This window comes from Demequina sp. (genome assembly GCF_047975725.1).
Taxonomy (GTDB): domain Bacteria; phylum Actinomycetota; class Actinomycetes; order Actinomycetales; family Demequinaceae; genus Demequina.
This window is the reverse complement of sequence record NZ_JBKEED010000025.1, coordinates 1-25,863: the sequence shown is the minus strand read 5'-3', so window position 1 is coordinate 25,863 and position 25,863 is coordinate 1. Positions and strand designations below refer to the sequence as shown.

At 68.2% G+C, this 25,863-nt stretch carries 28 protein-coding genes and 2 tRNA genes; 13 read left to right on the top strand and 17 right to left on the bottom strand.

Annotated features, from left to right (window positions below):
- The coding region (locus ACK5NO_RS09605) for a transketolase-like TK C-terminal-containing protein (protein ID WP_416812452.1) at positions 1-1,528 on the top strand (1,528 nt) is incomplete at its 5' end.
- Between the two features lie 67 nt (positions 1,529-1,595).
- Here ACK5NO_RS09605 and ACK5NO_RS09600 read toward each other — a convergent pair.
- Complete coding sequence (locus ACK5NO_RS09600; RefSeq protein ID WP_416812451.1) at positions 1,596-2,837, bottom strand: hypothetical protein; 1,242 nt, start codon at positions 2,835-2,837, stop codon at positions 1,596-1,598.
- Positions 2,838-2,958: 121 nt separating this feature from the next.
- On the opposite strand from ACK5NO_RS09600, the gene ACK5NO_RS09595 reads away from it, so the two are divergent.
- From ACK5NO_RS09595 to ACK5NO_RS09575, 5 genes are all read left to right on the top strand, one after another.
- Positions 2,959-4,128, top strand: a complete 1,170-nt coding sequence (locus ACK5NO_RS09595; RefSeq protein ID WP_416812450.1) for a PucR family transcriptional regulator — start codon at positions 2,959-2,961, stop codon at positions 4,126-4,128.
- Positions 4,129-4,205: 77 nt separating this feature from the next.
- Positions 4,206-5,120 (top strand): ACP S-malonyltransferase, encoded by a 915-nt coding sequence (locus tag ACK5NO_RS09590; RefSeq protein ID WP_416812449.1) that lies wholly within the window; start codon positions 4,206-4,208, stop codon positions 5,118-5,120.
- Complete coding sequence (locus ACK5NO_RS09585; RefSeq protein WP_416812448.1) at positions 5,117-6,115, top strand: beta-ketoacyl-ACP synthase III; 999 nt, start codon at positions 5,117-5,119, stop codon at positions 6,113-6,115. Before ACK5NO_RS09590 ends, ACK5NO_RS09585 begins: the two co-directional genes overlap by 4 nt.
- Positions 6,116-6,186: 71 nt before the next feature.
- Positions 6,187-6,432 (top strand): acyl carrier protein, encoded by a 246-nt coding sequence (locus ACK5NO_RS09580; protein WP_416812447.1) that lies wholly within the window; start codon positions 6,187-6,189, stop codon positions 6,430-6,432.
- A 41-nt stretch (positions 6,433-6,473) separates the two neighbouring features.
- Positions 6,474-7,712, top strand: coding sequence for a beta-ketoacyl-[acyl-carrier-protein] synthase family protein (locus ACK5NO_RS09575; protein WP_416812446.1), 1,239 nt, complete (start codon positions 6,474-6,476; stop codon positions 7,710-7,712).
- Positions 7,713-8,027: 315 nt separating this feature from the next.
- On the opposite strand, the gene ACK5NO_RS09570 is transcribed toward ACK5NO_RS09575, so the two are convergent.
- Entirely contained in the window at positions 8,028-8,393 is a 366-nt protein-coding gene (locus tag ACK5NO_RS09570) for a DUF4440 domain-containing protein (RefSeq protein WP_416812445.1), read from the bottom strand.
- A 46-nt stretch (positions 8,394-8,439) separates the two neighbouring features.
- Positions 8,440-8,937, bottom strand: a complete 498-nt coding sequence (locus ACK5NO_RS09565) for a DUF3145 domain-containing protein (RefSeq protein WP_416812444.1) — start codon at positions 8,935-8,937, stop codon at positions 8,440-8,442.
- A gap of 141 nt (positions 8,938-9,078) precedes the next feature.
- Between ACK5NO_RS09565 and ACK5NO_RS09560 the strand changes: the two genes are divergently transcribed.
- Entirely contained in the window at positions 9,079-9,756 is a 678-nt protein-coding gene (locus ACK5NO_RS09560) for an NAD(P)H-hydrate epimerase (RefSeq protein WP_416812443.1), read from the top strand.
- On the opposite strand, the gene def is transcribed toward ACK5NO_RS09560, so the two are convergent.
- The gene (def, locus tag ACK5NO_RS09555; RefSeq protein WP_416812442.1) at positions 9,753-10,250 is read right to left on the bottom strand and encodes a peptide deformylase; all 498 of its coding nucleotides are present in this window, start codon (positions 10,248-10,250) and stop codon (positions 9,753-9,755) included. The genes ACK5NO_RS09560 and def overlap by 4 nt on opposite strands.
- Before the next feature lie 88 nt (positions 10,251-10,338).
- Here def and ACK5NO_RS09550 point away from each other — a divergent pair, with 88 nt between their 5' ends.
- Both ACK5NO_RS09550 and ACK5NO_RS09545 read left to right on the top strand, forming a co-directional pair.
- Entirely contained in the window at positions 10,339-11,193 is an 855-nt protein-coding gene (locus ACK5NO_RS09550; protein ID WP_416812441.1) for an NAD(P)H-hydrate dehydratase, read from the top strand.
- A 91-nt stretch (positions 11,194-11,284) separates the two neighbouring features.
- Positions 11,285-11,488 (top strand): CsbD family protein, encoded by a 204-nt coding sequence (locus ACK5NO_RS09545; RefSeq protein ID WP_416812440.1) that lies wholly within the window; start codon positions 11,285-11,287, stop codon positions 11,486-11,488.
- A 77-nt stretch (positions 11,489-11,565) separates the two neighbouring features.
- Here ACK5NO_RS09545 and ACK5NO_RS09540 read toward each other — a convergent pair whose 3' ends face one another.
- The 6 genes from ACK5NO_RS09540 to ACK5NO_RS09515 all read right to left on the bottom strand — a co-directional run bounded on the left by ACK5NO_RS09540 (position 11,566) and on the right by ACK5NO_RS09515 (position 17,907).
- A complete protein-coding gene (locus ACK5NO_RS09540; protein WP_416812439.1) occupies positions 11,566-12,042 on the bottom strand; it encodes a hypothetical protein in 477 nt (158 codons plus the stop codon).
- On the bottom strand, positions 12,042-13,298 hold the full coding sequence (locus tag ACK5NO_RS09535; RefSeq protein ID WP_416812438.1) for a TFIIB-type zinc ribbon-containing protein: 1,257 nt from the start codon (positions 13,296-13,298) through the stop codon (positions 12,042-12,044). The genes ACK5NO_RS09540 and ACK5NO_RS09535 overlap by 1 nt, the downstream gene beginning before the upstream one ends.
- 37 nt (positions 13,299-13,335) lie before the next feature.
- Positions 13,336-14,541: an SPFH domain-containing protein gene (locus ACK5NO_RS09530; RefSeq protein WP_416812437.1), complete on the bottom strand. Its 1,206-nt coding sequence runs from the start codon at positions 14,539-14,541 to the stop codon at positions 13,336-13,338.
- 110 nt (positions 14,542-14,651) lie between these two features.
- Positions 14,652-16,424 (bottom strand): beta-N-acetylhexosaminidase, encoded by a 1,773-nt coding sequence (locus ACK5NO_RS09525; RefSeq protein WP_416812436.1) that lies wholly within the window; start codon positions 16,422-16,424, stop codon positions 14,652-14,654.
- Positions 16,425-16,601: 177 nt separating this feature from the next.
- Positions 16,602-17,798, bottom strand: coding sequence for a DNA polymerase IV (gene dinB / locus ACK5NO_RS09520; RefSeq protein ID WP_416812435.1), 1,197 nt, complete (start codon positions 17,796-17,798; stop codon positions 16,602-16,604).
- A gap of 35 nt (positions 17,799-17,833) precedes the next feature.
- Positions 17,834-17,907: transfer RNA gene (locus tag ACK5NO_RS09515), tRNA-Ile, on the bottom strand.
- 130 nt (positions 17,908-18,037) lie between these two features.
- Between ACK5NO_RS09515 and ACK5NO_RS09510 the strand changes: the two genes are divergently transcribed.
- Positions 18,038-18,110 (top strand) — tRNA-Asn (locus tag ACK5NO_RS09510).
- Between the two features lie 56 nt (positions 18,111-18,166).
- On the opposite strand, the gene ACK5NO_RS09505 is transcribed toward ACK5NO_RS09510, so the two are convergent.
- From ACK5NO_RS09505 to dnaG, 6 genes are all read right to left on the bottom strand, one after another.
- Complete coding sequence (locus tag ACK5NO_RS09505) at positions 18,167-18,601, bottom strand: VOC family protein (protein WP_416812434.1); 435 nt, start codon at positions 18,599-18,601, stop codon at positions 18,167-18,169.
- Positions 18,602-18,681: 80 nt separating this feature from the next.
- Complete coding sequence (gene phnE / locus ACK5NO_RS09500; protein WP_416812433.1) at positions 18,682-19,539, bottom strand: phosphonate ABC transporter, permease protein PhnE; 858 nt, start codon at positions 19,537-19,539, stop codon at positions 18,682-18,684.
- Positions 19,536-20,357, bottom strand: coding sequence for a phosphonate ABC transporter, permease protein PhnE (gene phnE / locus ACK5NO_RS09495; RefSeq protein ID WP_416812432.1), 822 nt, complete (start codon positions 20,355-20,357; stop codon positions 19,536-19,538). Before phnE (ACK5NO_RS09495) ends, phnE (ACK5NO_RS09500) begins: the two co-directional genes overlap by 4 nt.
- The gene (phnC, locus tag ACK5NO_RS09490) at positions 20,354-21,124 is read right to left on the bottom strand and encodes a phosphonate ABC transporter ATP-binding protein (protein ID WP_416812431.1); all 771 of its coding nucleotides are present in this window, start codon (positions 21,122-21,124) and stop codon (positions 20,354-20,356) included. The genes phnE (ACK5NO_RS09495) and phnC overlap by 4 nt, the downstream gene beginning before the upstream one ends.
- Positions 21,125-21,202: 78 nt before the next feature.
- Entirely contained in the window at positions 21,203-22,252 is a 1,050-nt protein-coding gene (gene phnD, locus ACK5NO_RS09485; protein ID WP_416812430.1) for a phosphate/phosphite/phosphonate ABC transporter substrate-binding protein, read from the bottom strand.
- A gap of 206 nt (positions 22,253-22,458) precedes the next feature.
- Positions 22,459-24,348 (bottom strand): DNA primase, encoded by a 1,890-nt coding sequence (gene dnaG, locus ACK5NO_RS09480; RefSeq protein WP_416812429.1) that lies wholly within the window; start codon positions 24,346-24,348, stop codon positions 22,459-22,461.
- 141 nt (positions 24,349-24,489) lie between these two features.
- Here dnaG and ACK5NO_RS09475 point away from each other — a divergent pair, with 141 nt between their 5' ends.
- The 3 genes from ACK5NO_RS09475 to ACK5NO_RS09465 are packed head-to-tail and all read left to right on the top strand — an operon-like array spanning position 24,490 to position 25,771.
- A complete protein-coding gene (locus tag ACK5NO_RS09475; RefSeq protein ID WP_416812428.1) occupies positions 24,490-24,945 on the top strand; it encodes a DUF6941 family protein in 456 nt (151 codons plus the stop codon).
- A complete protein-coding gene (locus ACK5NO_RS09470) occupies positions 24,946-25,362 on the top strand; it encodes a hypothetical protein (RefSeq protein ID WP_416812427.1) in 417 nt (138 codons plus the stop codon).
- 1 nt (position 25,363) lies between these two features.
- The gene (locus ACK5NO_RS09465; RefSeq protein WP_416812426.1) at positions 25,364-25,771 is read left to right on the top strand and encodes a hypothetical protein; all 408 of its coding nucleotides are present in this window, start codon (positions 25,364-25,366) and stop codon (positions 25,769-25,771) included.
- Here the strand turns inward: ACK5NO_RS09465 and ACK5NO_RS09460 are convergent.
- The coding region (locus ACK5NO_RS09460) for a hypothetical protein (protein ID WP_416812453.1) at positions 25,768-25,863 on the bottom strand (96 nt) is incomplete at its 5' end. The genes ACK5NO_RS09465 and ACK5NO_RS09460 overlap by 4 nt on opposite strands.

Here is a 25,863-nt window from a genome sequence, read left to right as displayed (position 1 = left end):
TTACGGCCTGGGCTCGAACTTCGCCGCCCGCAACGACACGCACGGCATGAATAAGCTGGCCGCCGCCGACCTCAAGGTCCTGCGCGACACCTTCGACATCACGATCACGGACGAGCAGCTCGAGGCCGACCCGTACCACCCGCCGTACTACCACCCCGGCTTCGATGACCCCGCGGTCAAGTACATGCTCGACCGCCGCAAGGACCTGGGAGGATTCGTCCCCGAACGTCGCGACCCCAACAAGCAGATCGCGCTGCCTGAAGACAAGGCCTACGAGCTGCTCAAGAAGGGTTCCGGCAAGCAAGAGGTCGCCACCACGCAGGCGCTCGTGCGCATGCTCAAGGACCTGGTGCGCGACAAGGAGTTCGGCCACCGACTGGTGCCGATCATCCCCGACGAGGCCCGCACGTTTGGCCTCGACTCGATCTTCCCCAGCGCCAAGATCTTCAACACGCAGGGTCAGAACTACCTGCCGGTGGACCGCGAGCTCATGCTCAGCTACAAGGAGTCCGAGTCCGGCCAGATCATGCACACCGGCATCAACGAGGCCGGTTCCGCGGCCGCGTTCCAGGCCGTGGGCACGTCCTACGCCACCCACGGCGAGCCGCTGATTCCGTTCTACATCTTCTACTCGATGTTCGGTTTCCAGCGCACGGGCGACCAGTTCTGGGCAGCGGGCGACCAGCTCACGCGTGGCTTCATCATCGGCGCCACCGCTGGACGCACCACCTTGGCCGGCGAGGGTCTGCAGCACGGCGACGGCCACTCTCCCCTGCTCGCTGGCACCAACACGGCGATCGTCCAGTACGACGCCGCGTACGGCTACGAACTGCGCCACATCGTCAAGGACGCCATCGAGCGCTGGTACGGCCCTGACTCTGGTCGCGACCGCAACGTCATGTACTACCTCACGGTGTACAACGAGCCGATCGTCCAGCCCGCCGAGCCCGAGAACCTCGACGTCGACGGCGTGCTGCGCGGCATCTACAAGTACGCCGACGCTCCCGAGGGTGATGGGCCGCAGGCTCAGATCCTCGCGTCGGGCGTGGGCGTGGAGTGGGCGCTTGAGGCGCAGGAACTGCTCGCGGCGCACTACGGCGTTCGCGCCACCGTGTGGTCGGTGACCTCATGGAACGAGCTGCGTCGCGACGCTCTCGCTGCCGAGGAGCGCGCGTTCCTGTACCCCGAGGAGCAGCCTCGCGTACCGTACGTCACGCAGAAGCTCCAGGGCGCGCAGGGCCCGTTCGTCGCCACGAGCGACTACGACCACCTGGTGCCCGACCAGATCCGCGCGTGGATTCCCGGGCAGTACGCGACGCTGGGCGCCGACGGCTTCGGTTTCTCCGACACCCGCGCGGCCGCCCGTCGCTTCTTCAAGATCGACGGGCCCTCGACCGCGGTGCGTGTGCTCCAGCAGCTCGCCCAGCGCGGCGAGATCGCCCCGCACCTGGTCAAGGACGCGATCGACCGCTACGAGCTGCACGACGTCACCAAGGGCACGTCCGGCAACTCGGGCGGCGACGCCTAACGGCTCGCACTGGCTCTAGCACGAGGCCCCCACCGCTGAAGCGGTGGGGGCCTCGTCGCGTTGAGGGCTAGATGCTGCCGCCGCGCGGGTGGTCGGGATCCTCGTCGGGGCGCGGCTGATCGTCCTCCGGGAGGGCCGATGCGGCAGCTGAGTTCTCCTCGCCGGCGTCAGTCTCGAGGTTGTCGGGCTCAAGGTTCCCGGGCTCAAGGTTGTCGGGCTCGACCTGCTCAGGCTCTGCAGCGACCGGCTCGTCGTGCGCCTGCTCCGCGGCCGCTGGTGCGTCCGCGCCAGCGGACGAGTCTGCCGTGGTTGCCCGGTCGCCGCCCCCGGTAGCCGAGCGGGAGCGCGAGCTGTCACGCGCATCGGCGCTCTTGCTGGATGTGCGGCCCTCTGGGCGCGTGGGCGACTCCTGCGTGGCCGCGGCCCGCTCACGCTCGGCTGCACGCCGGGCGCGGTCATCCTCGACGGCCTGGGGCTCCTGTGCGGAGCTTCCGGTGCCCAACGAGGCCTCGTGACCCACGTCGTACGGGGTGGTCCTGGCCTGCGAATCAACCGCGGCGAACGAGCGCCGCACCACGAGTGCGACCACCAACAGCGCGACCGCGACGAGCGCGAAGAGCGACCACAGCACCGCGAGCAGCAACCCGTCGAAGGCGCCTGGCGCGACCACTCGCACGTATCCGTCGCCCTCGCACAGGAGCCCCTCGGAGCGGAACTCGGCCTGGACGTGGAACGTGCCGGTCAGAGTGATGTCGTCGCTGATGGCGTCGAGCACGCTCGCGACGTCGAGCGTGCCCGACCACGCCATCGGGTCCTCGGACGCGGGAAGGGTCGCAGTGTCGACGGGGATGGCGATACCTCCCACGAGGACAGAGGCGTCGACCTGCACCTCGCTCGCGGCTCCAGCAAGACTGCCCTGCCACGCCACCCAGTCGGTGGTGGAGACATCGAAGGGGTCGATGATGGTGGTGCTGGGCACGGTGCGCGCCTCAGGCTCCAGGCTCGACGTGGCCTCCAACACGCAGCCCTCCGAGAGCGAGCCACCCCGCACCATCTCAGGGATACCCGTGAGCGCCACGCCCCCCATGATCGAGGCGAGCACCACCACGGTGAGGGTCCTGCCGCGCGCAGCATTCATGCGCTGCGTCGTCAGGGCGAGCCCGAGCGCCGTGCCGACGGCGAGGAAGGTGAAGAGCGGGAGCCGATCAGGGGCGAGCACCCCCAGGATCCACATGAGCGCCATTCCGAGGGCGCCGAGCAGGAGTCCTAACAGACCTCCGATAAGAGGCTTGGGCCGAGCTTCCGTCATCGCATGCTCCTTCCAGGTGGTCCCACGCTAACCCCGACGCACCTGGTCAGCAGGGCGCACGCGCTGAACATCCACTCCTGCAAGTCAGATGGGTGGCGCGGTATTCCCTATGCTGGCGCGCATGGCCATCTCCCAAGCACGTGCCGAGACGCTGCGCCGTCTGCGGTCCGCAGCGGGACGGCTGTCGACCGCTGCGCTGCGTGGACTCGACGCCGACTACGGGTGGTTTCGGGAGCTGCCGGCTCAAGAGCGGTCGTGGGTGGGCACGGTCGCACAGGCGGGTATCGACTCGTTCGTTGCCTGGTACGCGGACCCGCAGCACAGCCACCGCAACGCCATCGAGGTGTTTGGCGCTGCCCCACCAGAGCTCATGCGTTCCGTGTCGCTCCAGCACACGCTGTCGATCGTGCGCACTGTGGTGCGGGTGGTCGAGGCTCACGCGGACGAGTTCGCCTCCCCCGGCTCGGAGCGCGACGTGCGCGAGGCGATCCTGGTCTACTCGCGTGAGATCGCGTTCTCGGCGGCCGAGGTCTACGCTCGCGCGGCCGAGTCTCGCGGAGCCTGGGACGCGCGCCTCGAGGCGCTCGTCGTCGACGCACTCGTGCGCGGACAGGTGGACGACGACCTCCCCTCTCGTGCAGCGGCGCTCGGATGGAAACCGGGCCCCACCCTCGCGATGGTGGGCATGACCGACGGCACGCTCGGCGAGGTCCAGTCGGCAGAACTGCGGCGCGCATTGCGGCGCACCTCCCCGGGTGCCCTCGTGGGCATTCATGGCGAAGACCTGGTGGTCATTGCTCGCTCCGACGACGACCACGACGCGCTCGCGAAGGCGCTGTTGCCCTTGTTCGGCCCGGGACCTGTCGTGACGGGGCCCGCGGCCATCACCCTGGTCGAGGTCGCGCGGGCCACGCGAGCAGCGATGTCAGGAGTGGCCGCGGCCCCCGCCTGGGCACTGGCGCCCCGCCCCGCCGCTGCCGATGACCTGCTGCCCGAGCGCGTGCTCGTGGGAGACACGGCCGCACGCGAGCGACTCGTCGCCATCGCCTACGACCCCATCCAGAGCGCCGGTGGAGCGCTCGGAGAGACCATCGCGACCTACCTCGACTGCGGGCGCTCGCTCGAGACTGCCGCCCGCACCATGTTCGTCCATGCCAACACGGTGCGGTACCGCCTCAGGAAGGTGGCCCAGATCACCGGGTGGGACGTGTTGTCCACACGCGACGCGCATGTGCTTGAAACGGCGTTCGCGCTGGGACGCTTGCGCGACTCCCGGCGCGGCCTTTTGTAGAGATCCTACAAATCGGAATCCGCGAAACGGTAAGGGATTTCTGTCCTAGAGGCGCCCGGGTAGGGAATGCTAGACGCATGATTGCCGTCCTGTTCCCCGGCCAAGGCGCCCAGACCCCTGGGATGCTCGCCCCCTGGCTTGAGATCCCTGAGGTCGCCACCCACCTCACCGCGTTGTCGGAAGCCACAGACGTGGATGTGCTACACCACGGCACTGCGTCCGATGCAGACACCATTCGCGACACCGCCATTGCCCAGCCGCTGCTGGTGGCTGCGGGCCTCGCGACCGCTCGCGCCGTGCTCGGCGACACCGCTCCCGGCGTGGTGGCCGGTCACAGCGTGGGCGAGCTCGGTGCCGCTGCTCTCGCGGGCGTGATCGACGACGTCACCGCCATGCGGCTGGTGACTGTCCGCTCCGCGGCGATGGCCGCCGCGGCAGCCGCGTCAGAGCCCACCTCCATGGCGGCCGTGCTCGGCGGCGTCGAGGAAGAGGTACTGGCCCGGCTCGCTGAACTGGGGCTCACCCCCGCCAACATGAACGGTGGCGGCCAGATTGTGGCCGCGGGCGCCAAGTCCGCCATCGAGGAGCTCGTCGCTGACGGCCCCACCCGGGCACGCGTGATCGAACTGCAGGTCGCCGGCGCGTTCCACACGTCGTATATGGCGCCCGCCGTCGACGCGCTTGCGCAGGCCGCAGCGTCGATCACCCCAGCCGACCCCGCCACGGCGCTGCTGTCCAACGCCGATGGCACCCCGGTGGAGTCGGGTGCGGAAGCCCTCACGCGCATCGTCCGTCAGGTCGCCAGCCCGGTCCGGTGGGACCAGTGCCAGGAGCGTATGCTCGCGCTCGGGGTGACCGGCATCATCGAGGTCGCCCCCGGCGGAGTCCTGACGGGCCTTGCCAAGCGATCCCTCAAGGGGGTCCCGGCGGTGGCGCTGAAGTCCCCCGACGACCTTCCCGCAGCCCGAGAGCTCCTGGAGCAGCACGCGTGAGCATTCTGAACATCAACCGAGGACCCGAGTTCTCCCGCATCGCAGGCCTGGGTGTCGCACGCGGCGAGAACGCCGTTCCCAATGCGGACCTCATCGAGCCCATCGACTCCTCAGACGAGTGGATCCGCAAGATGACGGGCATCGCCACGCGTGTGCGTGCGAAGGCCGAGACCTCCGTGATCGACCTTGCCGAACGGGCCGCGCGTGACGCCCTCGCCGCCGCCGGCATCGACGGTGGCGACGTGGACGCCGTGATCCTGTCGACGATCACCTACCCTCACATGACCCCAGGCGGCGCGCCCGTGCTGGCCGACCGTCTGGGTTCCAGCGGCGCCGCGTTCGACATCTCCGCCGCGTGCGCGGGCTACTGCTACGGCATCGGCCAGGCCGATGCGCTGGTGCGCTCGGGCTCGGCCCGCAACGTCCTCGTCGTGGGCGCCGAAAAGATGAGCGACTACGTCGACCCCGCCGACCGCTCGATCTCCTACCTCCTGGGTGACGCCGCCGGTGCGGTGGTCATCACCGCGTCAGACGAGCCGCGCATCGGCCCTACCGTGTGGGGTTCGGACGGCTCTGGCGCCCAGCTGATTCGCCAGACCGCCTCGTGGCTCGAGGTCCGCGACGGTGAGGCGGAGGCCTTCCCCACGCTGTTCCAGGAGGGCCCCAGCGTGTTCAAGTGGGCGTCCTTCAAGATGGCTCCCATCGCTCTCCAGGCCATCGAAGCTGCCGGAGTGACGCCCGACGACATCAAGGCGTTCATCCCCCACCAGGCCAACATCCGGATTATCGACCAGATGGTCAAGCAGATAGGCCTCCCCTCGCACGTCGCCGTGGGCCGCGACATCGTGGACTCGGGCAACACGTCCGCCGCGTCGATTCCGCTCGCCACCGAGCGCCTGATGCGTGACGGCGACGCCGCAAGCGGCGACCTCGCCCTGCAGATTGGCTTTGGCGCGGGCCTGGTCTACGCCGCGCAGGTGGTGGTCCTGCCCTAGCAGGTCCGCCCGCACTAGAGTTCCAACGACCCAACCCGATGCCCCCGCATCCGAACATCAAGGAGAGCCACATGGCTGACAACAACGAGATCCTCGCAGGCCTCGCCGAGATCGTGGCCGAGGAGACCGGCCTCGACGCCGCCGAGGTCCAGCTCGACAAGTCCTTCACCGACGACCTCGACATCGACTCGCTGTCGATGATGACGATCGTCACGCTGGCCGAGGAGAAGTTCGACGTGCGCATCCCCGACGAGAAGGTCAAGGACCTCACCACCGTCGGCGACGCCGTCACCTTCATCGCCGCAGCGCAGGGCTAAGACCGCCCTACCCCTCATCCCCACCTCGCAAGGAGCATGACATGACCACCGTTGTCGTCACCGGACTCGGCACTACTAACCCGCTCGGCGGGGATGTGGCGAGCACCTGGGAGGCTGCACTCGCTGGCCGCTCCGGCGTGCGCACCCTCGACAATGACTGGGCGGAGACCTACGGCATGGCCGTGAACTTCGCCGGTCAGCTCGTGGTGCCCACTACCGAGGTGCTGTCGCGGCCCGAGGCCAAGCGCATGGACCCGAGCGCCCAGATGGCGATCGTGGCCACACGCGAGGCCTGGGCCCACGCCGGTTCGCCCGAGGTGGACCCCGAGCGCCTTGGCGCCGTGGTCTCCTCGGGCATCGGCGGGGTGTGGACCCTGCTGAGCGCGTGGGACACCATGAAGGAAAAGGGCGCCGCGCGCGTGCTGCCCCTCACCGTCCCGATGCTCATGCCCAACTCCCCCACGGCGTACGTCTCGCTCGAGCTGACCGCTCGCGCAGGTTCGCACTCCCCCGTGTCGGCGTGCGCCTCTGGCGCCGAGGCGATCGGCATGGGATTCGAGATGATCCAGTCCGGCCGTGCCGACATTGTCGTGGCCGGAGGCACCGAGGCCGCGATTCACCCGCTGCCCATCAGCGCCTTTGCCGCCATGGCCGCGCTGTCCAAGCGCAACGACGACCCCGCTGGCGCCTCGCGTCCCTACGACACCACCCGCGACGGCTTCGTGCTCGGCGAGGGTGCCGGTGTCGTGGTCCTCGAGTCCGAGGAGCACGCCAAGGCCCGCGGAGCGCGCGTGTACGCCCGCCTGCTGGGTGTTGGCATGACCGCCGACGGCCACCACATTGCCGCTCCCGAGCCCAACGGCGCCGGCCAGACCCGCGCGATGCGCCTGAGCCTCGAGCGCGCGGGCCTCACCGCCGCGGACGTGGCTCACGTCAACGCGCACGCGACGTCCACCCCCGTGGGCGACATGATCGAGGCCCGCGGCATTCGTGGCCTGCTGGGCTCGCACGCCGACCAGGTGCTGCTGAGCGCGACCAAGTCGATGACCGGTCACCTGCTGGGTGGCGCCGGTGCGCTCGAGTCGGTGTTCACCGTGCTCGCGCTGCAGAACCGCCTGGCTCCGCCGACCATCAACGTCACGTCGCCCGACCCCGAGCTCGAAGTCGACCTCGTGCGCGACACCCCGCGCGCGCTGCCCGCCGACGGCGAGCTCGCTGCGATCAACAACTCGTTCGGGTTCGGCGGCCACAACGTCGCACTGACCTTCGCGACTGCCTGACGCCTTCGCGCCTTCGCGCCTTCGCGCCTTCGCGCCTTCGCGCCTTCGCGCCTTCGCGCCTCGAACTGCGAACCACTTTCCGCGCCCACACGCCGTGACGCAGGCCGGAAGCCCCGGGACACGCGGTTCCGCGGCGCAGAAGTGGTGCGGAGTGGGAGCGGAGGCGCTGAGCGCGACAGTTCCGAACATCGTGGGGCGCGACACCCCGGCAGGGAGGCTCACGCCGTGCCAACACGCGGCGTGTCGGTCTCGGAATGTTCGAAACTGTCGGGCGGTGAGGCGGCTAGGCGGCCCGGCTTCAGCGCCCCAACGCGCCTAGAGGTCGGTGGGCGTCGCCTGGTGGAACCGCAGGCGCCAGCGGCCGTCGTTGGTCCACACGCTTGTGCGGTGAGTCGCACCTCGGCTCGAGTTCTTCGACAGCGAGATGTAGCGCACGAGCGCCACGTCCTCGCAAATCGCGATCGCGCTGAAGTCGATGAGTGGCAACTCAATGTCGATGTCGAGTGGGGGCATCTCAAGGGTTTCCTCGCGCGTATACGTGCGCCCGGACCGTCCCACTTCAGTGAAGGCCGGTGCGAGCACCGCATCCATGTACCGCGAGTCATATCGCGTCTCGGGTCGCCACATGGCCTCCTCCATTGCCTGGAGGGTGAGCGCCTCGTCCCGTGACAGTTCCTGCATGATCCTGCTTCCTCGATGTGCCGGGCCGGGCCCGGATGTAACCGAGTTAGCCTACGCGGTGCAGCCAGCGCACGGGTGCGCCCGAGCCTGCGTAACGGAACGGTTCGAGCTCCTCGTCCCACGCGGCGCCAAGGGCGAGGTCCATCGCACGCTTGAACTCGGCGATCGAGGCGCCGTTTTCGAGCACCGCGCGGATGCGGTCTTCCGGCACCACGATGTTGCCGTGCACGTCAGTGACGGCGTGGAAGATCCCGAGCGACGGCGTGTGGGACCAGCGGCCTCCGTCGGACCCGAACGACGGGTCCTCGGTCACTTCGTAGCGCACGTGCTCCCAGCCACGCAGGGCGGAGGCGAGACGTGCGCCGGTGCCCGGCGTGCCCTGCCACGCGACTTCGGCGCGAAAGAGCGCGCTGCCAGCGGGCTGATCGGTCCATTCGAACGAGGCGCGCGGACCCAGCACTGACTGGGCCGCCCATTCGATGTGCGGGCACATCGCTCGGGTCGCCGAGTGCACGAAAAGGACACCTCGGGTGATCGCAGCCATGACCCATTCCTTCCTGTTGAGGTGCGTCTTCCCCTACGACCTCGAAGGAGCGCCCAGCTGCACCGGGTGTTCTGCCACCTATCGTGCCTCATTCGGCGCGGATGCGCCAGCACGCCGCACCGCATATGCCAGCCTGATCGCATGCCGCCATTGCTCAGCGCCGCCGCTGCCATGACCGCCGCTCACATCCGGGCGGCCGAGGCCAGCGCCATGCGCACCATCTCGGTACGGACCCTCATGGCCCGTGCGGCCGATGCGGTGGCCGCGGAGTCCGAGGCAATCCTCGCCGAGCGGGTCGGCCGCATTCGCGGGGCCCGCGTAGTGGTGCTCGCGGGGCCCGGCAACAACGGCGGCGACGCGATGCTCGCCGGCGCTCGCCTGCACTACCGAGGCGCCGAGGTCACCGTCGTCACGATGGATGAGCGGGCACACCCCGACGGGCTCGGCGAGTGCCTCGCCGCTGGCACCGGCGTCATCAGGGCCGATGCGCATCTGGCCCTGGCAACGCAAGCCCTCGCCCGTGCGCACCTTGTCATCGACGGGATTGTGGGAATCGGAGCCCGCCCGGGCCTACGCTCCCCCGCCGCGGAGTTGGTGGCCGCGATCCCCGGGTCGGTTGCGGTCCTCGCGGTCGACATCCCGAGTGGAGTCGACGTGGACTCGGGCGCACTCGGAGGCCTGCACGTGCGCGCCGACGTGACCGTGACCTTCACCGCACCCAAGCCGTGCCTAGTCACGCAGCCCGCTGCCGCATCGGCCGGGCGCGTGGTGGTCGCGGACGTCGGGGTGCAGCGCACCCCCGCCACTGCCGACCTCTAGTTGTCTTCGAGCGACTCGCGGAGCTCGCGCATGGCGCGCTTGCGCACGTCCTTGGCGAGACGGTCAAGGTAGAGGTGGCCGTCGAGGTGGTCGACCTCGTGGTTGATCAGGCGTGCCCAGATCTCTTCGCCCTCGATGACGACCTCGTTGCCGTCGAGGTCGGTGCCGACTGCCTTGGCATAGGCGGGGCGCTCGCAGGGGTACCACAGGCCGGGCACCGACAGGCAGCCCTCTTCGCCGAGCTCCTGGAGTTCCTCGGAGCGCTCGACGATCACGGGGTTGAGGATGTAACCGATCTCCCCGTCGATGTTCCACGAGAACGCTCGCAGCGACACGCCAATCTGGTTCGCCGCGAGACCCGCGCGCCCGTCGTAGTCGACGGTCTCGAGCAGGTCCTCGACCAGGGTGCGCACGCTGTCGTCGATCGTGGTGATCGGTTCGCAAACGGTCCTGAGGACGGGGTCGCCGGTGGTTCGGATCTCACGCATGGCCATGGGCGGCATTCTCTCACGGCGACGCGGGCCATTCGCGTCCATGCTGGAAATCCTCGAAATGGCAGACCGGTTGTGTCAGGCTGGCGGCATGGCTGAGGCTCAGGTGGTTGACGTCGCGCGGGTGCGCGCACACTGGCCGGTGCCCGCACCGGGCGACGACAAGTACTCCCGTGGCGTGGTGGGGGTCGTGGCCGGATCGGACGCCTACCCCGGCGCGGCCGCCCTGGTGGTTTCTGGAGCCATCCGTGCGGGCGCGGGCATGGTGCGCTACGTAGGCCCGCACCGTGCGCAGGACCTCGTGCTCGTTCACCGGCCAGAGGCCGTGGTCCACGACCCGGGCGATGCCGCTGAGTCCCTGCCCCGCGCGCAGGCCTGGGTGGTGGGCCCTGGCGTGGCCGACTACCCCGAACAGGACGCCGCCATTGGTGCGGTGATGGCCTCGGGGCTGCCGATGGTCGTGGATGCTGGCGCCCTCGAGGCCGTCGCGCGGGCACGGGCAACGGGATCACGGGAGACGCCCTCTGACCGGGTACTGCTGACCCCTCACACCGAGGAACTGATGCGCACCCTCGGCGCCCTGCGACACGACGTGACGGTGCACGACATCGCGGCGGACCGTGCTGGGCACGCCAGGCTCCTCGCGGAGACGGCTCGTGCCACGGTGCTGCTCAAGGGCTCGCGGACCCTCATCGCCTCCCCAGGCGGCACGCTGCTTGAACTACCCGAAGGCCCTGCTTGGCTCGCGACCGCAGGAAGCGGCGACGTGCTCGCGGGCATCGCCGGCACGCTGCTCGCAGGCGGTGTAAATGCCCTTGAGGCCGGCGCTGCAGCGGCATGGGTCCACATGGCCGCAGCCGACACCGCCAACCTCGCAGGCCCGGTCGCGGCCCTCGACCTGGCCGCTGCTCTCCCCCGCGTGATCGCCGACCTACTGCACCCCTGATGCGTCAGAGGTCCAAACCGACCTCGGAATAGTGCGCGCACATCGAAGCGTTCCCCCGGGCGTCCACTGACCGACACCAAGGAGGAACATCATGGGTTCGACCGACCGTCTCAGCAACGCCGCCGAGGACGCGAAGGGCAAGGTCAAGGAGGCTGCAGGCAGGCTCACCGACAACGAGCAGCTCGAGGCCGAAGGCAAGTTCGACCAGGCCAAGGCCGATGCCAAGGACACCGTCGAGGACGCGAAGGACGCCGTCGCCGAGAAGTACAACGAGGCGACCGACCGCGACAAGTAGTTGCCTGACTCACAGTCCACACAGCACGAAGGCGGCGAACCTCTGGGGTTCGCCGCCTTCGTTGCGTCTGAGTGCCGTCAGTTCGGGGGCGTCTCGCCGGCGCTCGGCGCCTGAGCGTCGCGGGCCTGCTCGGCCGTGCGCTCCTCTTGCGCCTCACGCCCAGGCTGGGCTTCACGAGCCGGCTGCGCTTCACGTGCGGGCTGCGCTTCACGCGCCTCTTGAGCCAGGCGAGGCTCCATGGCCTCCTTGACCTGGGCATGCGCAGCGCGAGCGTGCGAGTTGTCGTCGTTGCGCCCGTCGATCTCACGGCTGCGCTGACGGTTGTTCTTGCGGTCAAAGGTGTCCCAACGCTGCACGTTGTCGCGCACCGCAGCCGTGGTGTGCTCAAACAGGTAGCGCTTGTCTTGGTTGCGGTAGCGCTTGTACAGCGAGCGGTAGGTGAAGTACCCGATGATGAAGGGCACCGCGAACGCCATCAGGCCAAAGATCGCTACGCCACCTTCGCCCGACGAGGCGAGCACTACTGGCTCGAGCGACATCATGATCGTGTCCATCACAGTCCCGCCGCGAAGATGCCGAGTCCAATGGGCCAAGAAACGCCCGCCGTCAGCAGCGTGACCAGCAAGGTCACTCCCCACAGCCGGGCCTTGTTGACGGGCACCGAACCCATCACGTTGCCGTTGCGGCCGTTGACCGCGATGTAGTGCACCATCACAGAGCCGTTGTCGCTCTTCTCCGCGTAGCTATACAGCCACACAGGCAGGTACACCGACGCCCAGCGGCTCCCGTGCACCTCGAGCTCCTCGTGCGTCCAGCACACGCCTCGGTCGTAGTGAATGAGGTCGTTCCTGATCGCCTCGCGCGACATGGTGAGGAACTGCCCGTGAGCCTTGCGCGTGACGTCGTCGATGTTGAGGTCGCGCTTTTCGGCGGTCATCTCGCTCATGTAGTTGCTGTCGAAGGCGACCATGTTCTTGACGTCGTACGGCAGCAGCGAGTTGATGATGTTGTTGGTGTTGGCACGGTTGTCGATGTTCGAACGCCCGGCGGAGGACTCGATGATGAGGTCGTCCACGTGCAGGTCGAAGTCTCGCACCACGTCATACACGTCGGCGTCGTAGTACGTCGTCGACGTCTTGCCGTGCTGCACCGTGTAGCGGCGGGTCTGAATCTCGCCCTTGCCGTGGAAGCGAGCGCTGATGTTGCCGTCGACGGTCATGTACGGCATGTACACGCCCAGCACGTTCTCCGGCTTGAACTCGTCGCGGAATCGCTTAAGCGCAAAGAACTTGCGATTACCAGCGAACTCGCCGATGCGCGCGATCGCCTCTTGCTTGGTGATGTGGAACGGCAGGATTCCGTCCGGTACGGCGCCGTTGGGGATCTTGTCGTTGATCGACAGGATTGACCGGCACCAGTGGCAGCGCGCCTTGAGCGTGCGCGCGGTATCGATGACGACCTCGGACCCGCACCCCTGGCACTTGATGGTGATGAGGTCATCGGCGCTGGTGATGTCCGAGGCTCCGGTCAGGAACGTACGCCCCGCCAGTTGGCCGATCCCCTCTCCGAGCCCGTGAGTGTCCTCGAGGCGGCTGCCCACCCACTCGTAGCGGCAGAAGCCGCAGATCAGGCTCATGGTGTTGCCCTTGCGGGACACCTCGGTGGACCCACATTGAGGGCAATCGTCGTGGCCGTGGGCACGGCCGGTCGACGTGTCGATGATGTTGTCAGGGGCCGATGCGGCGGCAGGGGTCGCCTGTCCGTCGCCTTGCGCCCCCGACGGCATGCCCGGTTGGGCTGGCTGCGTCATGGTTTCCTCGCGAGCACTGGGACGTGTGGCGCGGGGCCTACAGTCCTAGCGCCTTGCGCTTGAGCGCGTCGAAGTCCTCCTGGTTGATGAGGCCCTCGTCGAGCATCGCCTTGGCCTCGCGGATCTGGTCGGCCGCCGTCGGCGCTGCGGGCGCGGCAGGTTCTGCGGCCTGCTGGCCGACCCCCTGCTGCGGCACCGGCGACTGGCCGGGCTGATTCTGCATGAGCCCTCCGAGGGCGCCACCAGCGGCGTTCATGCCCATGCCCATGAAGGCCAGGCCGTCGCCGCCGCCGGTCTCGCCGGCGGCCTGAATACCGCGAGCTGCCGACTGACGAAGGAACGAGTCGCCACGGCCGCCAGCCAGTGCATCGGCCTTCTGGACGTCTTCGAGCAGCTTTGCGGTGGGGGCGTCGTATTCGATCGCCAGCAGCGCTGCGGCGTGGATGGTGATGCCGCGCTCGGCGGTCCAGTTGTAGTTCTCTTCGACCACGGTGGACAGCGACTTCGCGAAGCCCAGCGCGTCGCCCTGGATGCGCGAGATGCGGTTGCCGCGCTCGCCGTCGTTCGTGTAGCGCGAGAATGCGGCGGCGAGCGAGCCGACGACCTCGTTGAACAACTGCTCAGAGACCGGGTTGTCCACGGCCGACAGGTCGAAAATGCCAGCGTTCTGCGTGATGTACGCGGCGGGCAGGATCGACCTGGTGAACAGGATCGGGTCGACGACCTTGAGGGTGTACGAGCCGCGCGTCACGGCGCCTGCCTGCGTGCCCAGGTAGTGGTCGTCCCAGTAGATCGGGCCCTGAGTACCGAACCTGTTGTTCGGGATCTCCTTGAGGTTGACGTAGAACGCGAGGTGCTGGACGCCAGGCTGGCCGCCAAACTTGAAACGCTCCCACGAGCTCTGCAGCGTCGACGAAAAGATCCCGCCGCCGGTGAAGAACGACTTCGCCTGCTGGTCGGTATCGGAGAAGATGTACCCGCCGGCTTCGGCGACAAAGTTGGTGATGCGGCCGTCCTGGAAGGTCAGCAGACCAAAGCCCTCGGGCACCACGATCTTGGAGCCGTTGGTGATGATGTTCTCCGAGCCGCGCACGTTGGACCCGCGCCCGGCGTTCTGTCCGCGCGCGATGGCGGGAAAGACCACGGCGGTCTGCGGAACGTTGTCCGGCGTGGTGAGAAAGTCGACCCACTGGTCGGCGAACGTGCCGCCAATCGCTCCCACGGCTGCCTGAATGAAACCCATGCGCGTACCCCTCTTTGCGTTGTGTTGCGTCAGGCTATCGCAGGATTCGTGCGCCCGACAGGGGCGTGTGACGCGATAGACCTGGCGTGTGTGGCCTGCGGCAGACCCCGTCAGCGTGACTGGGTGTAGCCGTTGCCGTCCTCGTCCTCGTGGTAGCCACCGGCGCCTGCCCAGCCCGCCATCTCCATCTCGACCGCGAGGTCGCGCTTGATGGTGTCGATGCCGGGGCGGGTCTGCCACGGGTGCGGGCCGTCCAGCGGACGGAACTCGATGCCTGCGGCGTCGAGGATGGCCAGGTGGCGCTCCAGTCGCGCCATGAACTCGGCCGATGCGGTGCCTCCCGGGGTACGGTCGCTCGCAGGCGACCAGGCCACCTCGGCGAAGGCCGCGAGGCGTGGCCAGGTGGCGTAGTCCACGCGGCGCGGCGTGTCCAGGTGCTCGGTCCACACCTGGGCCTGGGGACCCAGGAGTGCGCCGTGCTCGCCCTCCTGCGCGACGGGACGGTCGCCGGGGAAGGCTGCCATCGCATCGGCCGAATTGAGGTCGTGGAGCTCGGGGTGCAAGGCGAGCACCTCGGCGGGCAGCGGGTCGAAGGCGAGAATGTCCTCGATGGTGCGGACGAACCCGACGGGGATGGGCTCGTCGGGGTGGTCCGAGGCGCGGTGATCCAGGTACAGCACCTGCTCGGGCGCCATGATCGTGTCGTGACCGCCCTTGATGGCGCGAGCACCAGCATCGAGGCCGCGCCACGACGTCACGGAGGCGCTGCGCGGCAGGAACTCGGTCAGTCCCTCGTCCCACACGTTGGCACGGCGCCCCAGGGTCTCCAGGTGCGTGGCGAGCTGGCCCAAGAACCAGCCGTGCAGGTGTTCCACGCGGGCAAGGCCCAGTTCCTTGGCGTGCTGGACAATCTCGGGGTTGGCACGCCAGGCGGCCGTGGGGACCTCGTCGCCGCCGATCCCGATGAAGGGTGAGTCGAACACCTCGACCACCTCGTCGAGGATGTTCTTGAAGAACTCGAGGTTCTCCAGCGACGGGTTGAGGACGTCTTGCGAGATGCCCCACGTGGTGCGGACCGCACCGGGCCTGCCCGAGGAACTCAGCTGCGGGTAGGCCGTGATGGCGGCCTCGACGTGACCAGGCACGTCGATCTCGGGCATCACGGTCACGCCGCGGGTGCGGGCGTGCGCGACGATCTCGCGTAGGTCGTCCTTGGAGTAGCGTCCGCCGTGCGGGCGGTCATCGAGCACGGGGTCGTCGCTGTTTCCCACCTGGCTGCGCGGACGCCACGCGCCAATCTCGGTGAGCGCCGGGTAACGGTCGATGGGCATGCGCCAGCCCTGGTCGTCCGTCAGGTGCAAGTGCAGCACATTGAGGTGGTGCGCGGCCGCGTTGTCGATAAAGCGGATGACCTCGTGCTTGGGCACAAAGTGGCGCGCCACGTCCAGGTGGATGCCGCGCCAACCAAAGCGCGGGTGGTCCTCGATGACGCCCGTGTCGACGACCAGGGGCTGGCCGGCCAGGGGCGCCGTGCGGAAGGCCTGCGGGCCAGCAAGCTGACGGAGAGTCTGAGCGGCGCTGTGGGCACCGGCGAGATCCGCGACGGTGATGGTGACGCCCGATTCGTCGACCGCCAGGCGGTAGCCAGCGGTCGGCACTGCGGGATCGACGGTGAAGGTCACGTCCGCGTGCGCTGACGCGGGGCTCTTGCTCACGGCGGTCGCGAGGTCGAACGCGGCGCCCAGGTCGCGCGCACTCGTGCGGGCCGCGAGCGCGAGTTCCTCGGGGGCGACGTAGGTCAACGACACCACGGGAGTCCACACGCCGTCGGCGGCGGACACGTGCGCGGGAGCAGGGATCACAGTCATCATCGAATGAGTCACCGGACTACTGTAGGCCAGTTCAACCAGGAGTTTTGTCCGTTGTGCGGCGGCGATGTGTGAACCGAAAAAAGAGAAGGTTCACATGCCAGCGGGGCCGTCGAAAGTGCCTCCACGTGACGGTCGAGATCCGGTCGGTGAGCACCAAGTTCGCGCCCGGTATCGGGGCTCGCCACGCGTCTAGTCGCGTTCAGGCAGCCGCGGCGCCGACACCCCAGGGTCGCGACCGATAAGGGCCGCCCGCGTGACAGCGGTGGAGCCGAATCGATCGCGGACCGCGTCGAGGGCGGTGTCGATGCGCGCCCCGTCGTTCCAGTCGAGCGCAAGCTCGGGCTGAACATTGCCGGCGCTGGTCAGTTGTGCCAGCGAGACTCCGATGAGGGTGATGCCTCGGCGGGAGATGTCGGGAGCCGCCGCCGTGAGCAGGCGCTGGGCGGCCCCGAGCAACACATCGGTGCGATCGGTAGGCGCGGCGAGCGTGCGCGACCGGGTCGCCCTCGTGAAGTCGCCGTAGCGAAGCCTCAGGACCACGGTGGCGCACGACGACCCCCGATGACGCAGCCGCTTCGCGAGGCCGTCGATGATCTGCGTGAGGATCAGCCCCAGCTCATCACCGGTGTACGAGCCATCGACAAGTGCGCGTTGCGAGCCGATGGACTCGTGGCGTTTGGTCGTCTCGACCGGGCGCGGGTCCTGGAGGCGAGCCAGTGCGTGGAGACGTGCTCCCGCCGCCTTCCCTAGCCATCCTTCAGCGGTTGCCGCTTCGAGTTCGGCCAACTGCCCAATGGTGTAGACGCCGTTGCTGTGCAACTTGTGTGCGGTCACCGCGCCCACGCCCCAGAGCCGTTCAATGGGGAGCGGATGAAGGAACGCCTCCTCACGGCCTGGCTCCACCACGAGGAGCCCGTCGGGCTTGCTGGCCGCGCTAGCGACCTTCGCAAGAAACTTGGTTCGCGCGACGCCCACCGAAATGGGCAGCCCCACCTCGGCACGCACGCGCTCCCGCAGGCGCACAGCGATCTCCTCGGGAGTGCCTGCAAGGCGGCGAAGCCCTCCCACCTCAAGGAATGCCTCGTCGATCGAGATGCCCTCTACGTACGGCGTGGTGTCGTGGAAGATCGCAAACACGGCCCGGCTCGCTGCCGAGTATGCCTCCATACGGGCAGAGACGACGATGGCGTCGGGGCAGCGCGCGAGCGCCTGCTTAACACCCATAGCGGTGCGCACGCCCCGTGCCTTCGCTTCATAGCTCGCGGCCACCACCACACCGCCGCCCACAATGACTGGCCGTCCGCGCAGTGCGGGGTCGTCCCGCTGCTCGACTGAGGCGTAGAACGCGTCGAGATCGGCGTGGAGCACGGTCGCTTCACCGCGCATCTCCCACCTCCCGTCATTTCACGACGGCTCAGACGTGGGCCAGGCGGGGCTCGAACCCGCGACCGATGGATTATGAGTCCACTGCTCTAACCGGCTGAGCTACTGGCCCGGGGCCGCAGAAACGGCCGCGCGCAAGTCTATCCGCGCACGGGGCCCCTTCCCGTCGCGACCGCGCCCCAATCTCGACACGCCAGGTGTACTCCGACCCCCCGAGCATCATGTAAAGTTGTGGATCGCGATCCTCCATAGCTCAATTGGCAGAGCATTCGACTGTTAATCGAAGGGTTGTTGGTTCGAGTCCAACTGGAGGAGCTCACGCAGGCCGGTCCGTCAGGACCGGCCTTTCGTGTTTACCAGGCCGGTTTCCTCTACGGAAGCGAGTCTGGGATGACGACGGAGCCGTCGTCGCTCACGTCCCAATACGGGTTGTGCGCGATCTCCCAGACGTGGCCGTCGGGGTCCGCGACGTAGCCGCTGTAGCCGCCCCAGTTGGTCGCTTCGGGCGGCTTGAGCACGGTGGCCCCAGCGGACACCGCCGCGCGGTAGCGCTCGTCGACGTCCTCGACGCTCGGGTAGTTTTGCGCGAGCGTCATACCGCCCACACCCAGCTGCTCCCTCGTGCGCCACTGGTCGTCCGCGAGCAGGTCAGCGCGAAACAGCGCCAGCACCAGCCCATTGCATTGGAAGAACACGATGTCGTCGTTTTCCTGCCGGACCCGCCACCCCCAGGCCTCGTAGAACGCACGGGAGCGCGGCACCTCGGCCACACCCAGGGTCACCAGTGACACTCGCTGAGCACTCATAGACCCAACGTATCTCTCCGCGGTGACACGCGCATCGGCCCATTTCTCAGTGCCGATGCGCGAGCAAGCGAGCGCGGCCGCTAGACGGCCGCTTCGGCCTTCTCCCTGGTGCTCACCTTGGTGCCGGAGCCGGCGATGATGCGGTGGCGGATGCCCCCGGAGATCGAGTCGACGAGCATCGTCACGGCGATGATCACCACGAGGGTGATGCCAATCTGCTCCCATTCGCGCCGGCTAAACAGTTGGCCCAGCAGCGAGCCGATTCCTCCCGCGCCAATCACGCCCAGCACGGCCGAGGCCCGAATGTTGATCTCGAAGCGGTACAGCCAGAACGAGATCACCTCGGGCAGCACCTGCGACCAGTACGCCCACCGCAGGATCGCGAACTGCCTCGCACCAGAGGCGCGCGCCGCCTCCACGGGACCGGGGTCGATGCCCTCGAGCGCCTCTGCCGTGAGCTTGCCCAGCGTGCCCACGGCACCCACGCCCAGCGCCACGGCGCCGGCCACGGGCCCAAAGCCGAAGATCGGCAGCATGAGGATGATGGCGAATACCAGCTCGGGAACAGCGCGAATCGCGTTGAGGAACACGCGCGTCACCTGCACCGTGACCGGACCGGCGACGTTGCGAGCGGCCAGGAATCCCAGGGGGATCGACAAGATCGCGCCCAGCAGGGTCCCCACCCACGCCATGTACACCGACTCGAGCATGCGATCGAAGGCAAGCGACCAGTACTCGCTGTACGGCTCCGCGAACGGGTTCTGGAACAGCCCCTCCCCCATGAGCTGCAGGTAGCGCCAGCCGTCGGTGAAGATGCCGGTGATCTGACTCCACCGCGCATTGGAAAGGAACACCGCTCCGCCAAAGACCACGAGCAGCGTGAGCCAGACCAGGGTCTCCTTGGTCTTGGAGGGCTCGCTTGGGCGTGGGGCGCTCACACGAACCTCCTACGCAGGTACTGGCTCAGTTGGTCGATGATGAGCACCACCACGAAGATCGCGACGGTGATGGCGGCCACGTTCTCGTACTGGAAGCGCGCGAACTGGACGTTGAGCACCTGACCGATGCCGCCACCACCGGCGATGCCGATCACCACGGACGAGCGAATGTTGAGCTCGAAGATGTACAGGCAATACGACAGATAGTTGGGCAGAATCTGCGGCATCACTGCCCAGCGCGCACGCGACAGCGTGCCGGCGCCGGAGGCATCGGCGGCCTCGAGCGGGCCGCGATCGACCGCGTCGATGGTCTCGGCCGTGAGTTTGGCCGCGATGCCGATGTTGAAGATGATCAGGGCGAGGATGCCTGCGAGCGCGCCGATGCCCACGAGCGCCACAAAGATCAGCACGTACGCGATGTCGGGCAGCGATCGCACGATGGACAGGAATCCCTTGGTGGCCCGGTAGAGCCAACCCGAGCGGTTGGTCACCCGCGAGGCCATCGCGGCAAAGACCAGCCCAAACACGACGCCCACGCCGGTGGCGACCACCGAGATCGCGAGGGTCTCGACCCACGCCTCCCACACGCGCCAGATGAACGGCCAGTTCGGTCGCAGGAACTCCTGGATGACGACCCAACCGTTGTCGAAGTTGGTGAACAGGTCCATGATCGAGAACTCGATCTGAACTGCGGCCCACCACGTGAACGCCGCCGCGGCCAGCAGGCCTCCGATGAGCAACGGCGAGGGCGCGGGCTTGCGGGGCCGCTCGGGGGCCGACGCTCCGGGCGCCGGCGCGGTCAGTGGCCGCGCGCTCATGCGTTCGAGGACAGGGTGTCGTCGGCAGTCAGCGAGCGCCCGTAGATGCGCTCGAAGACCGCGTCGTCCGCCTCAGCACCAGTGCCGTCGAACACCACCTTGCCGTCACGCATACCGATGACTCGGTCGCCGTAGGCCCGCGCAAGGTCGAGGAAGTGCAGATTCACCACCGTGGTGATCCCCAACTCCCTGTTGATGCGCTGCAGGTCCTTCATCACCATCTGCGCCGTGGGCGGGTCCAGCGAGGCGACCGGCTCGTCGGCGAGCATGACCGAGGGGCTCTGGGCGAGCGCACGGGCGATCGCCACACGCTGCTGCTGTCCGCCCGACAGTTCCGATGCGCGGGTCCACGTCTTCTCGACGATCCCCACGCGCTCGAGGGCCTGGTAGCCGATCTCCTTTTGCTCGCGCGTCCACAGCCCCAGCAGGGCACGCCACCACGAGATGTGGTGCAGTTGGCCCATGATGACGTTGTTCATCACCGACGTGCGCTTGACGAGGTTAAAGGACTGGAAGATCATGCCGATCCGCGATCGGATGGCGCGCAGCTGCGCCTTGGAGGCGCCGGAAACGTCCATGCCGTCCACGGTGAGCGTGCCGGACGTCACCGGCACCAGCCCGTTGATGGTGCGAATGAGCGTGGACTTGCCTGCACCGGACAGGCCCACCACGACCACAAACTGGCCGTCGGGAATCTCGAGGTCGACGCCGTCCAAGCCCACCACGCCGTTGGGGTAGCGGACCGTCACGTCCTTGAGTTCGATCATGAGGTCACTGTGTCATGAGACGCCAGTGCGGCGGCCGCGCCCCACCAGGGAACGCGGCCGCCGCGCCTGTCACGCGTCTCAGCCCTCGCCGAAGTTCGCGGCGACCTGGCGCGCCTCGTCGAGCGCGTCCACGTCGGCGGGCTCCAGGCCCTCGATGTTGTACACGGCGTCGAGAGCCGCGAGGCCCTCCTCGGTGCCGGCGATGGCGACCAGCGCATCGGTGATGAGCTGCTGAGCCTCCTCAGACAGGTCGCTCGACAGCACGACTCCGTCGTTGGGGATGTTGGTCGAGTAGGCAAACACGACGACCTTCTCGCCCACGTCGGGCAGTTCGGCGGCCAACTCGGAGCGAGCGTCGTTGAAAGAAGTTCCCACCACCGCGTCGCCGTCGTAGACCGCCTGGACAGCCTGCGGGTGACCACCGGCGAAGAAGGCGCCGGGGAGGTCCGTCAGCGGGTCGATGCCGAGGATCGCCTGCAACTGCGTGGCCGGGTAGTAGTAGCCCGACGCGGAGGACTCGTCGACGAACGCGATCTGCGACGACGGGTCAATGAGCGCCAGCGCGTCCTCACCCTGCGGGCCGTCATAGCCCGTCGCGCCGTTGCAGTACGAGTAGTTCACGCCCTCGTCATCGGCCTCGGTGGTGACCTCGTCGAGGCAGAAGGTGTCGGGGTCGTTGGTGAAGTACTGGGTGACGTAGCTCGACGAGCCGTAGCGCACCGACTGCAGCACGGGGACGGCGCCTGCCTCATCCACGGCCTGAACCATCGCGATGGGACCAAGGAAGCCGATGTCGGCCTGGTCGGTTTGGAGCGCGACCACCACGGCGGAGTAGCTGTCGGGGATGAACGTCTTGACGCTCACGCCGAGCTCGGCGCTGAGAAGTTCGGCGAGCACGTCACCATCGGTCACGAGCTGGTCGACCTCGTCCGACGGCACCAGGCCCAGAATCAGCTCTTCGGGAAGGCCGCCGGCCGCACCGTTCGACTCCGTCGTCGGCTCGGCGCCGCCGGTCGTGCCGGTCGTGGGCTCGTCGCCCGGGTCCTCGGTGCTCGAGCAACCGGCCGCAATCAGGGCCGTGGCGCCGACGACCGCGACGGTCGCGAGGGACTTGTTCGTGATGCGCACTGATGTCACCTTCCAGGTTCGGTCTCATCCCGGCGCCCCCTGGCGCCAGCGAGGTGCCGCGCGAACGCGGCTACCTGCCGAACCTATCGACGCTTCACCGCACGCGCGCGTCGAGAACCGAAGATTTTTCACACCGGTAACAGGGAGTTCATCGGACCGAGTCCGGATCGTGACCCGCGGGGCCTTGCGCTCTCGACCGGGGTGCGTCAGGGCTCGCGCAAGGCGCGCCGGGCAGTCTCGAGGCGCACCAACTCGGCGAACGCCTCTTGCCCCTCGGGGGTGCCGGCGCCCGCTCGTTGCATGCGTCCGCGCACCTCAGCGATGCGTCGCGTGAGGCTCAGGTCGTGGACCCGAGCGAGCACGGTTCCCGCCCAGTGGCCGAGGTTCTCGGGCTTGTCATGCGGGAGGGTGGTGACCGCAAGTTCCGACACGATGCTGGCGAGCATCTCCCCCGCAGTGTCCGCGACGTCGTTGGCCCAGTCGGGCCCCGCCTGAGCCGGGTCGCCCGTCGCAAGGATGGCCTCGAGCACCGCACGGTATTGGGGCACGGAATACGACGCCGGGCTGAGTTCGCCGAGAACCACCGCACCCAGCGGGTCGTTGGCTGCCTCTCGCGGCGCCTGCAGCAGCACGCCCAACGACAGTGCCTCGGCACGTACGACAGGGTCACGGGGATTGGGGCGCGAGGGCGCATCGGGCATGTGGACGGGAACCGAGCCCGTGAAGGACGGCGCCTCGGAAGACCGGGCGCGGCCCGCATCGGACACCGCACGCACCACGGGCCCCACCTCCATGCCCAGCCAGCCCGCGAGCCGACGGCCGTACTCGGGCTGGAGCGCACGGTCCTTGATCCCCGCCACGACGGGAGCGGCGGCACGCAGCGCCCCCACCCGGCCCTCGGGCGTCTCGAGGTCATAGGCCGCGAGCGCCGTGCGGATCACGAACTCGAACAGCGGAATCCTGCGCTCAAGCAGTGCAGCGACCGCCTGGTCTCCCCCGGCCATGCGCAGGTCGCACGGGTCCTTTCCCTCGGGATCAACGGCAACGAAGGTCTGCGCGAGGAACTGCTGGTCGAGTTGGAAGGACTTGAGGGCGGCGTTCTGGCCGGCCTCGTCGCCGTCGAAGGTGAACACCACCTTGGCACCTGTCTCGCCCACCTTGGTCTGCGGCCCGCCCATGTCTCCCATGAGGCGCCGCACCACCTTGACGTGGTCCGTGCCGAATGCCGTGCCGCAGGTCGCGACGGCATTGGTGATGCCCGCGAGGTGGCATGCCATCACGTCGGTGTAGCCCTCGACCACCACGGTGGTGCGCTCGGCACGGATGGCACCCTTGGCGAGGTCAAGACCGTAGAGCACCTGCGCCTTCTTGTACAGCGGCGTCTCAGGGGTGTTGAGGTACTTGGGACCCTGGTCGTCCTCGTACAGGCGCCGGGCACCGAACCCGATCACCTCGCCCGTGACGTCCCTGATGGGCCACACCAGGCGCCCACGGAACCGGTCGTAGATGCCGCGCGAACCGTCGGACACCAGCCCGGATGTGCGCAGCTCCTCTTGGGTGAAGCCCTTGCCCTGCAAGTGCTCGGTCAGGTGCGACCACCCTTGGGGCGCGTAACCCACGCCAAACTGGGCGGCGGCCGCGCTGTCAAAGCCCCGCTCACGCAAGAAGTCGCGGCCAATGCGCGCCTCTGCGGACAGCAGTTGATCCTCAAAGAACGCCGCCGCGACACGGTGCGCTTCGAGCAGTCGCTTGCGCTGACCCGCCGTGCCTTCTCGGCGCGGGCCAGCGCCCTGTTCGTAGCGCAGCGTCACGCCCGCGCGTTCGGCGAGGTATTCCACGGCCTCCGCGAAGGGCAGCCCATCCATGCGCATCACAAACTCGATGACGTCGCCGCCTTCGCCGCACCCAAAGCAGTGCCAGCGCCCCGCCGCGGGACGCACGTTGAAGGAGGGCGAACGCTCGTCGTGGAAGGGGCACAGACCCTTGAGCGAGCCCACCCCGGCAGACTTGAGCGCGACGTGTTGGCCGACGATGTCCTCGATCGGCGCACGCTCGCGAACGGCCGCGATGTCTTCGCGGTTGATGGTGCCTGCCACGGCATCACCCTACTCGCGCGAGGACGCCCTCCCAGCCGACGCATCGGCCCTTCCACCAGGCGCCGCCCCGCGAGCCCGTCGTGCGAGCGCCGAGCGGGTCGCTAGGCTTGAGCGCAGAACCCTCCACGAAAGGACACCACTGTGAGAGTCGACGCCTTCCTCGCGGATTCGGCCGAGGTCGTCCAGGGCAAGATCTACGCCCTTGGCGCTGGGTGGAACACCATCTACGTGCGCTCCTTCCCTGCGGCACACCGTCGCCTCGCCGTTGCCGCGACCGTGCACGTGCCGTTCACGGCCACCAACGTGAACCACCAGTTTGAACTCAAGCTCGTCACCGAGGACGGCAAGGAGTACCCCATCGGCGTGAGGGCCGATGCGGAGGGCAAGCCCGCACCCGTGCGCGGCATGGGCGGCGAGTTCACCCTAGGGCGCCCGCCGCAGCTCGTGGACGGCGACGAGCAGGTCGCGTGCTTTGCGTTCACCATCGACGGGCTGCGCTTTGCCGAGGCAGGCATGTTCGCGTGGGTCGTGTCGATCGACGGCGAAGAGGTCTCGCGTCTGCCCATGCGCGTCAAGCAGGCAGCGCAGCAGGCGTAGTTGGCGCTCTACGGCGGGATCGTCTTTCCCGCGACCATTGCTTGGTGTGTGGTGCTCCTCGCTTCGGGCCTGATCACGCTGGTGCGCGTCCGTTTTCACCGCGCGCTCGAACTGGTGGTCACCGGCATGTGGATTGTCACCGGCATTCAGGCCATCGCTGTGGTCGCGGTGCTGCTCAGCGGCAATGACGCTGGCCTGGTGCTGACCATCGGCTACCTGCTCGCCACCATCGTGGTGCTGCTGCTGCTGGGCATCGGCCGGCTGGGCACGCCCGATGCTGCGGCCACCGATCCCGACCCGAACCGCCCCGTGCTCGCGCCCGACCAGATCGCGCGCGTGGATGCCGGAGCCGCCGTGATCGTCGCGATCGCGGCGGGTGTGCTCGCGTGGCGCATCTTCGTGATCCTGGGGACCTGACATGAACCCCATGGGCCGCATTCTGCTGATCGTCGCGTACGCCGTGCTGGGCCTGGCGGCGACTGGACGCTCCGTCGTGCAGATCACCTCTAAGTTCGATCAGGCGCCGTTGCCCTACACGGTCTCCGCCGCATCGGCCCTGCTGTATGTCGTGATCGCCATCGCGCTGTGGCGCGGCTGGCGCCAGGTCGCCATTGTGGGCACGGCGCTGGAACTGGTGGGCTTGCTCGTGATCGGGACGCTCGGCTGGGCCGCGCCCGACCTGTGGGCGGACGAGACTGTGTGGACTGGCTACGGCTCGGCGTACGGCTGGGTGCCGCTGGTGCTGCCGGTCATCGCACTCGTGGTGTTGCTGCGCCGCCGCGGCACGGGCGATGTCCCGGCCCAGGCCCAGGCAGACCAGGCCTAGTCGCCGTCTTTGCTGGTCACGTAGCGGTGATGCCAGTTGTATGCGGACGTGTCCGTGAGCGACGCGACCTGGTCGATCGCGACGCGTAGGCG

Coding starts and splice junctions, on each gene's coding strand:
- ACK5NO_RS09600 (WP_416812451.1), bottom strand. CDS start 2,837: ATGACGGAAGCTCGGCCCAAGCCTCTTATCGGAGGTCTGTTAGGACTC.
- ACK5NO_RS09595 (WP_416812450.1), top strand. CDS start 2,959: ATGGCCATCTCCCAAGCACGTGCCGAGACGCTGCGCCGTCTGCGGTCC.
- ACK5NO_RS09590 (WP_416812449.1), top strand. CDS start 4,206: ATGATTGCCGTCCTGTTCCCCGGCCAAGGCGCCCAGACCCCTGGGATG.
- ACK5NO_RS09580 (WP_416812447.1), top strand. CDS start 6,187: ATGGCTGACAACAACGAGATCCTCGCAGGCCTCGCCGAGATCGTGGCC.
- ACK5NO_RS09575 (WP_416812446.1), top strand. CDS start 6,474: ATGACCACCGTTGTCGTCACCGGACTCGGCACTACTAACCCGCTCGGC.
- ACK5NO_RS09570 (WP_416812445.1), bottom strand. CDS start 8,393: ATGCAGGAACTGTCACGGGACGAGGCGCTCACCCTCCAGGCAATGGAG.
- ACK5NO_RS09565 (WP_416812444.1), bottom strand. CDS start 8,937: ATGGCTGCGATCACCCGAGGTGTCCTTTTCGTGCACTCGGCGACCCGA.
- ACK5NO_RS09560 (WP_416812443.1), top strand. CDS start 9,079: ATGCCGCCATTGCTCAGCGCCGCCGCTGCCATGACCGCCGCTCACATC.
- def (WP_416812442.1), bottom strand. CDS start 10,250: ATGGCCATGCGTGAGATCCGAACCACCGGCGACCCCGTCCTCAGGACC.
- ACK5NO_RS09550 (WP_416812441.1), top strand. CDS start 10,339: ATGGCTGAGGCTCAGGTGGTTGACGTCGCGCGGGTGCGCGCACACTGG.
- ACK5NO_RS09545 (WP_416812440.1), top strand. CDS start 11,285: ATGGGTTCGACCGACCGTCTCAGCAACGCCGCCGAGGACGCGAAGGGC.
- ACK5NO_RS09540 (WP_416812439.1), bottom strand. CDS start 12,042: ATGGACACGATCATGATGTCGCTCGAGCCAGTAGTGCTCGCCTCGTCG.
- ACK5NO_RS09535 (WP_416812438.1), bottom strand. CDS start 13,298: ATGACGCAGCCAGCCCAACCGGGCATGCCGTCGGGGGCGCAAGGCGAC.
- ACK5NO_RS09530 (WP_416812437.1), bottom strand. CDS start 14,541: ATGGGTTTCATTCAGGCAGCCGTGGGAGCGATTGGCGGCACGTTCGCC.
- dinB (WP_416812435.1), bottom strand. CDS start 17,798: ATGCGCGGTGAAGCGACCGTGCTCCACGCCGATCTCGACGCGTTCTAC.
- ACK5NO_RS09505 (WP_416812434.1), bottom strand. CDS start 18,601: ATGAGTGCTCAGCGAGTGTCACTGGTGACCCTGGGTGTGGCCGAGGTG.
- phnE (WP_416812432.1), bottom strand. CDS start 20,357: ATGAGCGCGCGGCCACTGACCGCGCCGGCGCCCGGAGCGTCGGCCCCC.
- phnC (WP_416812431.1), bottom strand. CDS start 21,124: ATGATCGAACTCAAGGACGTGACGGTCCGCTACCCCAACGGCGTGGTG.
- ACK5NO_RS09465 (WP_416812426.1), top strand. CDS start 25,364: ATGAACCCCATGGGCCGCATTCTGCTGATCGTCGCGTACGCCGTGCTG.